Source organism: Dictyobacter aurantiacus, assembly GCF_003967515.1.
GTDB lineage: Bacteria > Chloroflexota > Ktedonobacteria > Ktedonobacterales > Ktedonobacteraceae > Dictyobacter > Dictyobacter aurantiacus.
Map to the genome: position 1 here is coordinate 736678 of NZ_BIFQ01000002.1, position 13233 is coordinate 749910.

The window sequence follows — 13233 nt, forward strand, 5'->3', positions numbered from 1 at the left end:
GCACCAACACAAAACTGACATGTGAGCACCTGCGAGGCTCACGAGTCCATGGTGTGTTGGTGCTAGTAGGGGCGCGAAAGCGCACCCGATGCACCAACACAAAACTGACATGTGAGCACCTGCGAGGCTCACGAGTCCATGGTGTATTAGTGCTAGTAGGGGCGCTTTCGCGCACCCAATGCATCAACACAAAACTGACATGTGAGCACCTGAGGGGCTCAAGAGTCCATTGTGTGTTGGTGCTAGTAGGGGCGCTTTCGCGCACCCGATGCATCAACACAAAACTGACATGTGAGCACCTGCGAGGCTCACGAGTCCATGGTGTGTTGGTGCTAGTAGGGGCGCGAAAGCGCACCCGATGCATCAATACAAAACTGGCATGTGAGCACCTGAGGGGCTCACGAGTCCATGGTGTATTAGTGCTAGTAGGGGCGTGAAAGCGCCCCTACTAGCACTAATACACAAAAACAGGCGGCCGCGTAGCGGACGCGCGTGCGGGGGCGCCGATGTGCCCCCAGGGTAACGAGAGTAAGACACATTCGAGAAAAGATATCACCGTGGGTGCGAAAGACGCGCGTCGTTTCTACCAGAGTATAGAGGAAAGAAGGCAAAAAAAAATCGTCCAAAAAGGCAGTGTGCTGTTGGACGGAAGGTGCTATAATAATAATGGGAAAAGATAAGTTTATTTTCGTGCCTGGAGAACGGCTGCGTTCCTTGCTGGGGTGCTATAGATCTGAACAGACCCGGCGCAGCACACATCTTTCCCTTAAATAGAATATAAAACAAAAGAAAAGGCGGGCGAGATCTTGAATGATCTCGCCCGCCTTAAGCTAAGGGGAATCGTAGCTTTATGTTATGCCGCGAGCCTGTCGGCCAGTTGGACGACGATCTTGCCGTCTTCCATCGCTAGTTGAGCCTGCTGGCCGCTGGCGACGGTGCCATCGAGGATGGCGTCGGCTAGCGCGTCGTCAACGTAGCTCTGGATCGCACGGCGTAGCGGACGCGCACCGTACTCCTCGTCGAAGCCCACCTGTAGCAGGTAGTCGCGCACCTCGTCGCTCACACTCAGCTCGATCTGCTGCTCGGCCAGACGACCGCGCACCTGCTCCAGCATCAGGTCGACGATCTGGTAGAGCTCCTGACGTCCCAGGCTGTGGAAAACCACAATCTGGTCGATGCGGTTGATGAACTCCGGTCGGAACGCTCGCTTCAAGCCCTCCATCGCCTTGGAGCGCATCACCTCGTGCTGCTCGTCCTTTGCCTCATCACCTTTGCGGGTGTTGAAGCCCATGTTCACCGCCCGCTTGAGATCTGAGCTGCCCGCGTTACTGGTCATGATCACCACCGTGTTCTTGAAGTCCACGGTCCGACCCTGGCCATCGGTCAGCCGACCATCGTCGAGGATCTGCAACAGCGAGTTGAAGACCTCGGGATGCGCCTTCTCGATCTCGTCGAGCAGGATCACGCTATAGGGACGGCGCCGCACCTGCTCGGTGAGCTGTCCCCCATCCTCGTGTCCCACGTACCCCGGAGGGCTCCCGAACAAGCGAGAGACAGTATGCGGCTCCATGTACTCCGACATATCCAGCCGGATCATGTGGTCCTCACCGCCGAACAGTTCGGCCGAGAGCGCTTTGGCCAGTTCGGTCTTCCCAACCCCGGTAGGTCCCAGGAACAGGAACGACCCGATGGGGCGTTTGGGATCTTTGAGTCCGGCCCGCGAACGACGGATGGAACGGGCCACCGCGCTGATCGCTTCGTCCTGACCAATCACGCGCTGGCGCAGGTCGCTTTCCAGCGTCAGCAGGTTCTTGCGCTCACTCTCCAGCATCTGTGTCACCGGCACCCCGGTCCACAGCTCTACCACCTGCGCGATCTGCTCCGGTGTCACCAGGAGTGACATGCTGGTGTCAGCCTCGGAACGTGCCTTCTCCAGTTTCTGCAGGGTCAGTAGCTCCTGTTGGCGCAGACGCGCGGCCTTCTCATAATCCTCGGCCTCGGCGGCGGCCTCTTTCTGCGCCTGGATGTCGGCCAGCTCTTTCTCCAGGATCGAAGGACTGACCAGGCCTTTCTCAGTCGCCTCCAGCACCAGGGCTGAGCCCGCCTCGTCCATCACGTCGATGGCTTTGTCGGGCAGGAAGCGATCGTTGATGTAGCGATCCGACAGCTTGACGGCCGCCTCGATCGCCTCGTCGGTGATGCTCACATTGTGGTGCGCCTCATAGTTGGGCCGCAGCAACTTCAGCATCTCGATAGCTTCCTCGACCGAGGGCTCATCAACCTTGACCGGCTGGAAGCGGCGCTCCAACGCGGCGTCCTTCTCAATATGTTTGCGGTACTCATCCAGCGTGGTGGCGCCGATACAGCGCAGCTCACCACGGGCCAGTGCCGGCTTGATCATGTCAGCAGCGCCGACCGAACCCTCGGCGGCACCCGCTCCGACGACGGTATGCAGCTCATCGATGAAGAGGATGATCTCGGGCGCGTTGCGCAGCTCCTCCAGGATCGATTTGATGCGCTGCTCAAACTGACCACGGAACGAGGCACCGGCGACCATACCACCGATATTCAACGAGATGATGCGTTTGCCCTGTAGATTGGCGGGGACATCACCGCTAACGATCTTGCGGGCCAGTCCCTCAACGATGGCCGTCTTACCGACACCCGGCTCACCGATCAGGACCGGATTGTTCTTCTGACGACGGCCCAGAACGGTGATCATGCGGCGCAGTTCGCGCTCGCGGCCGGCGGCTGGATCAAGTTTGCCTTCCGCGGCCTCGCCCGTCAGGTCGCGGCCATATTTATCCAAAGTTGGGGTTTTGCTCTGGGTCTCCTGGCGCTCAGCAGTAGCAGTACTGGTACGAGCGCTGGCCGCAGAGGAATTTGCATTATTGTTGCCTGTAAAGCCGAAGGGAGCACCAGAGGTTTCCGGGCCATCAAAACCCGAAGCCTGTTCCATCACACTCATCAGTTCATTGACACAGGACTGACAGAGGAAATGGGACTCACGACGACCATTCACCAACTGATCAACGCGGACCTGAGCGGGGTTTTTCTGGCAGCGTTCACATTTCATTATAGGTATGCTCCTACTCTAATCATTTATTTGAAGCCGGGAATCTACTTCTTGCAGAATCCCTTCAGGGAGTTTTCTTGTTTTGCTTAGCGGCGCGGGAGAATGCTAGCACTCTCGACCGTTCACTGCTAATCACTTATATAAACGATGGTCCGGGTCTTTTTATTCCCGGGGTTAGCACTCTTTCTGAAGGATTGCTATTCGTCTATATAAACGCACACATGAAGCGGTTTATTCCCATATTTAGCAGTTCCAATTCACGAGTGCTAATACGGTAATTATAAACGGGCTTTTTCGCAAATATCAAATTAGAGGTTTAAAAGTAGGACGGGTTAGCTATTCAGGGTATCTTGCCTCTCGCCTTTCACGCCCCGACACAGCACGACCAGCATATCAGGGGTCACAACTTTGCTATAGCTGGTATACTGGCTGACCAGGCGCTGGCGAGCCTGCTCGTTCAGTTGAAGCGCGCGATAGGTATGATCTCCCCTGTAAACATAGCCCTCGCGTATCAAGAGGTGGCGGGCCCGCTCATTACGATGGTGGATCCAGGCCACGATGCGCATAGGCTCTCCACTGGAATGCTGTTGCGTCCACCACTGGGCAAAGTGCAGCAGCCAGGTACCGATCCCCCGACCCGTATAGTCGGGATGTACGCCGGACACATGGCGAATTCTTACGCAGCGATCGGTATGCTCGGCATTCCTGAACATCATCCCCACATCGATGTAGCCAACGATGCTCTCGTCAGGCGCCACCACCACCTGGGTGTCATGGACCAGATCCAGGGTACGCCAGAACGCCAGCGTGGCCGCCACCGTACGCTCGGAGTCCTCCTCAGCCAGCGAGAGGTTCGCGGCCTGCTCGGGCTCTTCCTCACAGGCGATCGCGGTCAGCAGGTTGACCACCGATTCAGCATCAGCCAATCGAGCCGGTCGCACCACAAAATCGCGGAGGAGCGCAATATTCATGTGCATCCTTACATCCTTTCGTTTATTACCTGTATACTTGTAAAGACGTCAGTTAAATCGAAGCAGATGCACCTTGCTAAGAAAGATGGGACATTTCTATGACAGAAACATCAAAAAACAACCGTTACGCAGCGAAAAGCATGCCAGAAGTTCTCTATACAAACGCGAAAGGCATACCACTATATCTCAATATTATCCAGCCTGATCCCCTACCGCTAGAGCCGATGCCGGTAGTTGTCTACATCCATGGCGGTGGATGGGAAGCGGGCGACCACATGGGCAGCGAAAACGTCGAGATGGCCGAGCAGGGCTTCTTCACCGTCAACGTGCAGTACCGTCTGAGCGGGCAGGATACGTTCCCGGCCCAGTTGCAGGACGTAAAGACCGCTATCCGCTGGCTGCGCGCTAACGCCACCCGCTATCATATCGATCCCGAACACATCGGCGTCTGGGGACACTCGGCCGGCGGCCACCTTGCCGCCATGGTAGGCACCACGGCAGGGATACCCGAGCTAGAGGGTTCCGAGGCCGCGTCCGCCTATCCCAGCAGCGTACAGGCCGTGGTGGACCTGAGCGGGCCCAGTGACCTGCTGACCATGGGCGGCACGCACGATGAGCCTGATTCACCCGAGGCACGCCTGGTCGGCGCACCACTACAGGAAAACAAGGAGCTGGCACGACGTGCCAATCCAATTACGTATATCCGTACTGACAAGCTGCCTCCTTTCCTCATTATACATGGGACAAACGATACCGTCGTGCCTTTTAACCAGGGCGAGGCACTCTATGCCGCCCTCAGGCAGGCACAGGCCGATGTCACCCTGCACCCCATTGAAGGTGAGGATCACGTCTTCTCCAGGCGCTCCCAGAGCTGGCCGGAGATCTATCGGCTAACCATCAACTTCTTCAACAAGCATCTCAGGGGTGAACGCGACCGCAAATAACCTGTAGCCAATAAAAACATCCGTGCGTGTATAAGGAACATGGTATATAGTAATGATAGAGTGATCTTCCTACCAGCTCTATGCTTAAAACATTAGAGCGGGAACCATGCAGGAAGAATAGAAGTCGCCCTTAACCACCATCTTTATTTACAAAATGGAAAGGAACGCATAGTGAGCACACGCGATTTAGGCAAGCATGTCGTGGAATTGCACGAAGAGGGAATGCTCGCCATCACAGGTGAAGGAACGCGCCTCATGCTTTCCCCACACGAGGCTATTGACTTTCTCAACTGGCTCAACCAGCACAAGAAAACGCTCGAAGTCGCGGTCAGAGCACATCCCACGACGGGAGCACCTGAACTGTTACAGGAAGAAACCACAGAGCCGATAACAGATGATGACCCGGAATATCCAGTAGACGAGCCATAATATCCATTCATGTTTCTGCGAAAAATATTCAAATAGGCTACAATGATAGAAGAACATTGTGGAGAAGAGTTCTTGATCCCTTCGCTCGTATGCATCACGAAGGAGGGATAGGGACTTTTCTCGCTTATCTATGCATCAAAGGAGCTTCGGCATGACGCCTACAAACAAATCGACCAGTCCTCTTCGCCTCTCGGTCTCCACCTGGAGCCTGCATCGCGCGCTAGGGGACTATTCCGTTTACGGCCCCGACGCTGAAAACCCTCTGACAGGAGCTGCAGATAAACGCGGAGAGATCACTCTGCTAGAGCTACCGGCCCGACTGGCGACGTTTGGTATTTCAACCCTGGAGATCTGTCATTTTCACCTGCCCAGCCTGGATAGCGGCTATCTCCAAGAGTTGCGTGCCACGCTGGAGCATGAGAAGATCGAACTGTTCTCGCTGTTGATCGACTCAGGCGACATCACACATCCCGAGCACGGCGAACGCGACCAGTCCTGGATCAACTCATGGATCCAGGTCGCGGGTCAACTCGGCGCCAAAAGGTCGCGCGTGATCGCCGGCAAATCAGCGCCGACAGCCGAAAATCTGCAGACCAGCGTCCGGCGACTGCGCGATCTGGCCGAGACCGCCGAAGCCAATGGTGTACGCCTGATGACCGAAAACTGGTTTGGCCTGCTCTCACAGCCAGACGCCATCCACACCGTCTTCGAGCAATTAAATGGACGGCTCGGACTCTGCTTCGACTTCGGCAACTGGTCGGGCCCCACCAAATATGAGGCCCTGACCGCCATCGCTCCCTACGCGGAATCCTGCCACACCAAGGCCCACTTCTCAGAAAATGATGAATTGGATAAGGAAGACTACGTACGCTGCCTCGACATCACGCGCGAGGCCGGATTCTCGGGTCCCTATACCCTCATCTACGACGGGCCCAATCCCGACGAATGGAATGGCCTGAGCCGCGAACGCCAGATCGTCACACCATACATCCACGCGTAAAAAACGCATCCCGCCACGTCGTATGCCGGGGTACAGCCCCCATAGGCGTTAACTTAAGGGGTGCAGGGTCCTCCCTGCCGGGGTGTGGGGTGTCCCCACACCCCGGCAGGAGGGCTAGCCGCCCTCCTGCACCTCCCGCTTGGGGAGTACCGAGGGGCAGCCCTCGGCTTAAGTTAACGCCTATGGGGTATAGCCCCGCGCATACGACGGCGAACCTCAACGCAGTGAGCAGCAGCGTCATCATATTTGGGAGCGTTAATCGTGCTCAAATACCGGGATGGTAGAGGCCAAGGGCGTTTTCGGAGAAGACGCGCCGGGCGAGAGATTCACCGAGGGCTTCTATGACGAGTTCGACGTCGCTATCCTGAAAGGGACGTGGAGCACGAGGACAGGGCAGGTCAGTGGCGAACACGAGGGCACCGGGATTAACGGTAGAGATGGCCTTCAGCGCCTGGGGAACGTCGAAATCGACGCGTCCGAAACCGGTGGCTTTGACGTAGGCACCTTGCTCAACCAGACGCAGCAGATCAGTAAATCCTGCCTGCGAGAGGCCGAGATGGTCGATGCAGACGCGTGGCAGCGATGTCAGCAGAGGGGCCAGTTCAGTTAGGTACGTTGAGTCGATGTAGAGCTCGGCATGCCAGCCAGCCAGGTCATAGACGCGCCGGGCCAGCGTCTCCAGCTTTTCTAATACCTCAGTCCCTCCGCGCCTGAAATTAAAGCGTACTGCCCGCACACCCGCGGCATGCAAGCGCAGTATCTCCTGATCAGGAACAGTGACTGGCAACTGAGTTACGCCAACGAAGCCAGGACCCAAACGTTCAAGCGCATCGAGCAGATAGGTCTGGTCCTCCGCCTGGAACGATCCCGAGACGACCGCGCCCCCGATGATATGAAATGGCGCGGTGCGGGCACGGTAATCCTCAACGGTAAAAGGATCAGGTAGATAGCCTTGATTAGCAACCAGGGGAAAGCGGGGATCAACAATGTGCATATGGCTATCAAAGATGGGAAATTGAGCGAGTTTGTGCACTATCAATTCGTCCATACATCCTCTTTCTTCATTGTATGTTATATCGTAGGTGCCTGGGCATGTCCCAATACTCTTAACATAAGAACATGCCCGAATAGAAAGATAAGCAGTACATGCGGGGCTTGCCCCCGCTTGATTGCTCGTCGCTCGAAAAAGCAATACGCGTAATGCGATGCAGCGCATGCAACCATTCCTAATCGCTCTGAAGGAGCCTTTCCTTTTGGGAAGCAAGCGGGGGCAAGCCCCGCACGTACTCTCATCTCTTTTCTTGTTACCTGCGCTAAAGTTGAAAGGCCGTATCACCGCCTCGCCCTCCTTCAACGTGCAGGGGAAAGCATAGATGCGAGCCTCAGCCTCAACTGATGATCAAGAAGTGATGTTGCCCACTTAGGGCTCATCCATGGCGAGAGGATCGGCAGAATAGCGCTCAGGATAGCGGGCATATGTGTAGATGACGTCCGCTTCAACACGCAAGTAGGCTCCATCTCCCCACTCCCGCGGGCTCCCCTGTTGGATTGCGCGCTGTATTTGCTCGATCACAGCAAATTCAGGATGAGTGGGGATGAGAATGCGAGCATGTCCGTGAACAATGATAGCAAGGCTATTCTCCGCGAAATGAGTTAAACTGACAGCAGACTGTCTCTTGATGTGCTTGACACGCAGTGCTGACATGGTGGTGGGAAGGTAAAAGTGGCCACGATAGAACAACGAGCCAATGGGAGCAACACGTGGCTCCCCGCGAGACGTAGCTGTCGCAAAGGCGATGTATGTGAAGCCCTGCAAATAGCGGACGAGTTGGGCTGCTGAGAGCGAGTGATCGGGCATCTGAAACGAATGACGAAGGAAACTGCCAGCTTGCTCAAAACTCTGATCAAGGATGATTTGAAGGTGTTGGAGATCTTCAGGAGTTTCTTTCATAGATACTATCCATTCTCTTCTCTCTGGAAAATTGTATCTCTTTCTTCATCATTGTACCATGTAGTTGCCCGTGATCCTCTGAAAGAAGACCAGCGAGCAAGAGACAAAAATCGAGGAGCTTTTCTATCAACTCATTGCGCATGCTATGGACAAGGAAAGGGTAGATATTGAGATAGGCGATGTTTCATCGCAAGGATGGTACCACCCTCACGCAAGAATAAGCCAGAATGAAGCATCCCGGATTTTCGGGAATCCGGGATGCTTCATGTCTCATCCGAACCAGCAGACGATGGTTTCTCCGGTCAGGATGTCGGATTGGGTGCTGGCGAGGAAGAGGACGATTTTGGCCATGTCTTCGGGCTGAGCAATGCGCTGCAGACGCGAGAGCCCTTCTTCGCTGCCGACGCTGCGGGTGGCAAGAAAGCGTCCGGTGTAGGTGGGCGCGGGCGAGAGGCAGTTGACGTTGACGCCGGCGGGACGCAGTTCCTCGGCCAGGCAGCGGGTGTAATGCGAGACGCCCGCTTTGGCGGCGGCGTAGATGAGTCCGGTGCGGGCCGCAACGTGCCCGGCGGCCGAGCCGACGTTGATGATCTTGCCTGAGCCGCGCTCACGCATGTGGGTGCCAACGTACTTACAGGTAAACATGGTCGTCAACAGGTTGCGCTCGACCACCGAGCGGATATCCTCTGGATCGATGTCCAGGGCGTCGTTGGGATCGGGACGTGGGGTGTGTGCGCCGATGTCGCCGCCGGCGTTGTTGACCAGGATATCGATCTGGCCCAGCTTTTCCAGAGCCTGGCGCACAAAGCGCTCGACCTGCGCGGCATCCGTCAGGTCGGCGGTAAAGAAGGCCGCCCGGCGCCCCAGTGACTGTATCTCTTCAACCACGGCCTCGCCCGAAGGGGCCTCACCAAACTCGGAGGCGGCCTGGGCATGAACATCGTGGACGATCACGTCCGCGCCAGCACGGGCCAGGTGCAACGCATAATGACGGCCCAGGCCACGGCTAGAGCCGGTCACCAGGGCAACTTTTCCAGTGAGATCTTCTGCAGCCATGCGTGAAACCTCTTTCCTTGCATCTCTAGAAACACTACCATCCGGTGGCACCTTTGATCAAAGGTGCCCATTTAATATTTCTTGCTGGTGGGAATCTCCAAACAGCGCCTGCAGATATGCCAGGCTGGAGACCAGCTGGCGCTGCTCATAGACGACGATGTCCTCTACGGGCTGACCCAGTTCAAAGGGGGTGCGCCACTCACCGACGGGCCGGGCGTGATGCTGTACGAAGCGCCAGAGCTGCGCGAACTGGGGCGCTGTGCGCGGCGGATATTCCGGCCAGTAGTCATCGGCCAGCACGCGTACATGCCGTCCCTCCAAAGCGCCCAGCTCCACCGCCTTCGTAATCTCATGTCCCGTCCCCGCCAGGATCTCCAGCATAGCCGGGAAGTCGATCACGCCCTGTCCCAGCGGACAGCGCACCAGGCGATAGCCTTCTTCGCTCAGGTAGATCCAGTAGTCTTTGAGGTGCATATGCTTGACGTAGGGGGCGATGCGCCGCGTGAAGTCCAGCGGCTCCTCAGCCGTCGCCAGGGGATTGCCGGTATCAAAAACGATACCAAAACGCTCTGAGTTAATAGTCGTGCAGAGCCAGAGCAGTTCCTCGGAAGCGATATCCTGGTGATTCTCGACCGCCAGGTTGACACCGAGCCGTTCGGCCACCGTGGTCGCCTGCTGGAAACCGGCCAGCACCTGCTGCAGGTAATCCTGCCAGTGGCCGACCATCTCACGCCGATCGCCACCCAGTTTGGCGCCACCCACCAGCGTACGCACCGTCCCGGCGCCCAGGCGCGCACCCAACTCAAGTACCTCGCTCAGATGGTCTGGATCGCAGCCATAGGTGTCCAGTGTAATGGCGAGCTGGCGCTCCTCAGCGTAGCGCCTGAGCGCCTCGATATCAACCCCGTTCAGAAATACAAAAGGCAGTTCAACGCCCTCCAGCCCCAGCGCCTGCGCCTGCTCCATCAACTGCTGGGGACGGATGGTCGGACGGCCTGAAGCGGGGTGTACCCCCATGCTAAAGGTCGTACCATACACAGAAAGTCCAACGCGCATAGCATCCTCGCTTTCATCTCTCACCGCGTCGTTAGCAAAAGTTTACTCGGCCGTCCAGCCACCGTCCACGGTCAATGTGGAGCCGGTCATAAAACTGGAGGCATCGGAGGCCAGGAAGAGGATCGCCCCGCCCAGCTCTTCGGGATCACCCCAACGATGTAGAGCGACATGATTAATAAAAAACTGGTTGGCCTCGGGATTATTCAGCACAGGTTTATTGAGCTCGGTCATGAAAGGTCCGGGGCAGAGCGCGTTGACGGTGATATTGTGGTCGGCCAGTTCCAGGGCCAGCACACGGGTCAGTTGGATAACGCCGCCCTTGCTGGAACAATAGGCGCTACGCTCCGCCAGTCCCACCTGGCCCAGCATCGAGGCCACATTAATGATACGCCCATAGCGCTGCTGCTTCATCACAGGCGCCACCGCTTTAGCGCAGAGGAAAGGGGCCTTTAGATTGGTAGACTGCACGAGGTCCCAGCTCTCCTCGTCGAACGACTCCAGCGGCTTACGAATATTGATGCCAGCATTATTAATCAGGATATCGATGCGGCCCAGATCTTTCACAATCGTATGTACCATCTCCTCAACCTGTCGCGGCTGCGTCACATCCACGGCCAGGCCCAGCGCGCGGCAACTGAAATCTCGTGCCAGTTGCGCCGCGCACTCCTCGGCCCGCGCGCGCTCCCGGCTGGTCACCACTACGTCCGCGCCCGCCTCCGCCAGCGCCTGCGCCATCACCAATCCCAGCCCCCGATTGCCACCGGTCACCAGGGCCACGCGCCCCTGCAGCTTAAACTTCTCTAAATACATAAGCTCTCCTTTCATTACAGTTAAGTCTAATGAGTGAGAATTCTAGTGTCAAGGAAAAAGTGTCTACATTTAAGTGGCAAAAAACAGAAGAGGGGTATGCTGTGGTAGGGTGCGCGCACCCTACCACAGCATACCCCTCTTCTGTTTTTTTATTTATTGTTCGCCAGCCATTTCGGCGACGGCCTCGACCTCGGGGGCGATGACCTCGACGTGTTCGACCTCGCTGGCGACCAGTTGCGCGCGACGGGTACGAATCAGCGAGACGCAGCCCGCGACCAGGCACATGGCGGCTGCGATGTAGAAGGCGATATGCAGGCCATCCACAAAGGGTCCGGAGATCAGATTGGGGAAGAAGCTCTTCCCCAACAGGTGAGCCTGGTTGGCTTTGGGCAGACTGTGCAGAACCGCCGGCGGCAGCATGGTCTGCATGGGATTAAAGCCCAGGAAGGCAGCGAAGAGGGCCGCGACCGGCGGCAGGTGCGCCACACCGTTGGCGACGCTGACCGGCAGACCCGCCTGCGTCAAGCCACTGTACAGGGCTCCAGGCAGCGAAGCGGCCAGTCCGGCCGTCACGATGCTGAAAAACATACCCATACTGATAACGGTGGCCGCGTTCTGGAAAGTGCTACGCATACCGGAACCAGCACCACGAGCGGATGCCGGCACGCTATTCATGATATCGGTCGTATTGGGCGAGGCGAACATGCCCTGTCCAACACCCATCACAAACAGGATAAACGCGAACGGCATGTAGGCAAAGTTAGTAGGCAGCAGGGTCAACAGCACAAAGCCGATCGTCTGCAGGAACATACCGACCGCTGAAAAGATGCGCGCGCCAAAGCGATCAGAGAGCCAGCCGCTCAGCGGTCCCATGATGATAAAGCCGACCATCAATGGCAACATATAGATGCCAGCCCACAGTGGAGTATCCTCAAAGTTGTAGCCGTGCAGCGGCAACCAGATACCCTGCAGCCAGATGATGAGGATAAACTGCAGACCACCACGAGCCAGACCGGATAGAAGACCACTGATATTACCGGTAGTAAAAGCCGGAATTCTGAACAGGGACAACTGGAACATCGGAGCAGCGACATGCATCTCGATCCAGACAAAGGCGACCAGCAGCAGGGCACCAATCACCAGAGCCGCGATCACCATCGGATTGCCCCAACCCATCGCGGATGAACCATATGGCTCGATACCGTAGGTCATGCCGATCAGCAGGATGGTCAGCCCCAGGAAGAACGTGATATTGCCGAACCAGTCGATACCCTGATGCTTCGTGCTCACCGTCGAGGTTTCGCGCAGCTTCAAATACGCCCAGATCGTGCCAAGGATACCAAACGGCACACTGACCAGGAAGACGGCGCGCCAGCTCACCACGGAGAGTAGACCACCAACGATCAGACCCAGGATCGAGCCCAGGATAGCCACCATCTGGTTAATACCCAGCGCCATACCGCGTTGATGGGCCGGGAAGGCATCCGTCAAGATGGCCGTACTGTTCGCCATCAGGAAACCAGCACCCACACCTTGCACCAGGCGGAACAAGATCATCATGATAATGGCACTATCCCCAGAGCCAGGGGTCAGGAACAGTAAAATACTACCAACAGTAAAGATAGCGAAACCGAGATTATAGAGTTTGACGCGTCCATAGATATCACCGATGCGCCCAAAAGTCACCACCAGCGTAGCTGTGATAATCATATATCCCATCAGCATCCACAGCAGGTAATTCGTTTCACCGGGAGCCAGGGGATTGACGCCGACACCTGTAAAGATAGCAGGCAACGAAATCAGAACAATACTAGAGTTGATGGTGGCCATCAACATACCAAGCGTTGTGTTGGACAACGCAATCCATTTGTAATTTGGACCTATCGGACGAGCAGACCTTGGGACCGTTGTTTGAGACATATTGTATCCTTTTTACTCCA

The 13233-nt window shown here is 56.6% G+C and carries 11 protein-coding genes; 3 read left to right on the plus strand and 8 right to left on the minus strand.

Going from position 1 to position 13233, the window contains the following annotated elements; translation table 11 throughout:
* Nucleotides 1–853: 853 nt before the first annotated feature.
* Nucleotides 854–3076: an ATP-dependent Clp protease ATP-binding subunit gene (locus KTT_RS27955; protein ID WP_126600993.1), complete on the minus strand. Its 2223-nt coding sequence runs from the start codon at nucleotides 3074–3076 to the stop codon at nucleotides 854–856.
* Nucleotides 3077–3408: 332 nt separating this feature from the next.
* Nucleotides 3409–4047: a GNAT family N-acetyltransferase gene (locus KTT_RS27960; RefSeq protein WP_160146177.1), complete on the minus strand. Its 639-nt coding sequence runs from the start codon at nucleotides 4045–4047 to the stop codon at nucleotides 3409–3411.
* Between the two features lie 98 nt (nucleotides 4048–4145).
* Here KTT_RS27960 and KTT_RS27965 point away from each other — a divergent pair, with 98 nt between their 5' ends.
* From KTT_RS27965 to KTT_RS27975, 3 genes are all read left to right on the plus strand, one after another.
* On the plus strand, nucleotides 4146–4991 hold the full coding sequence (locus KTT_RS27965) for an alpha/beta hydrolase (protein ID WP_126600995.1): 846 nt from the start codon (nucleotides 4146–4148) through the stop codon (nucleotides 4989–4991).
* Nucleotides 4992–5162: 171 nt separating this feature from the next.
* On the plus strand, nucleotides 5163–5420 hold the full coding sequence (locus tag KTT_RS27970) for a hypothetical protein (protein WP_126600996.1): 258 nt from the start codon (nucleotides 5163–5165) through the stop codon (nucleotides 5418–5420).
* A 151-nt stretch (nucleotides 5421–5571) separates the two neighbouring features.
* Complete coding sequence (locus tag KTT_RS27975; RefSeq protein WP_126600997.1) at nucleotides 5572–6420, plus strand: sugar phosphate isomerase/epimerase family protein; 849 nt, start codon at nucleotides 5572–5574, stop codon at nucleotides 6418–6420.
* A 265-nt stretch (nucleotides 6421–6685) separates the two neighbouring features.
* Here the strand turns inward: KTT_RS27975 and KTT_RS27980 are convergent, their stop codons facing one another.
* The 6 genes from KTT_RS27980 to KTT_RS28005 form a co-directional block, all read right to left on the minus strand.
* Nucleotides 6686–7468 (minus strand): amidohydrolase family protein, encoded by a 783-nt coding sequence (locus KTT_RS27980; RefSeq protein WP_126600998.1) that lies wholly within the window; start codon nucleotides 7466–7468, stop codon nucleotides 6686–6688.
* A gap of 372 nt (nucleotides 7469–7840) precedes the next feature.
* Nucleotides 7841–8371: a pyridoxamine 5'-phosphate oxidase family protein gene (locus tag KTT_RS27985; protein WP_126600999.1), complete on the minus strand. Its 531-nt coding sequence runs from the start codon at nucleotides 8369–8371 to the stop codon at nucleotides 7841–7843.
* 270 nt (nucleotides 8372–8641) lie between these two features.
* Nucleotides 8642–9427 carry an SDR family NAD(P)-dependent oxidoreductase gene (locus KTT_RS27990; RefSeq protein ID WP_126601000.1) on the minus strand — a complete coding sequence of 262 codons (786 nt, stop codon included), beginning with the start codon at nucleotides 9425–9427 and terminating at the stop codon, nucleotides 8642–8644.
* A 57-nt stretch (nucleotides 9428–9484) separates the two neighbouring features.
* The gene (locus KTT_RS27995; protein WP_126601001.1) at nucleotides 9485–10483 is read right to left on the minus strand and encodes a sugar phosphate isomerase/epimerase family protein; all 999 of its coding nucleotides are present in this window, start codon (nucleotides 10481–10483) and stop codon (nucleotides 9485–9487) included.
* A 42-nt stretch (nucleotides 10484–10525) separates the two neighbouring features.
* Complete coding sequence (locus tag KTT_RS28000) at nucleotides 10526–11293, minus strand: SDR family NAD(P)-dependent oxidoreductase (RefSeq protein WP_126601002.1); 768 nt, start codon at nucleotides 11291–11293, stop codon at nucleotides 10526–10528.
* 153 nt (nucleotides 11294–11446) lie between these two features.
* A complete protein-coding gene (locus tag KTT_RS28005) occupies nucleotides 11447–13213 on the minus strand; it encodes an MFS transporter (protein WP_126601003.1) in 1767 nt (588 codons plus the stop codon).
* Nucleotides 13214–13233: the final 20 nt, after the last annotated feature.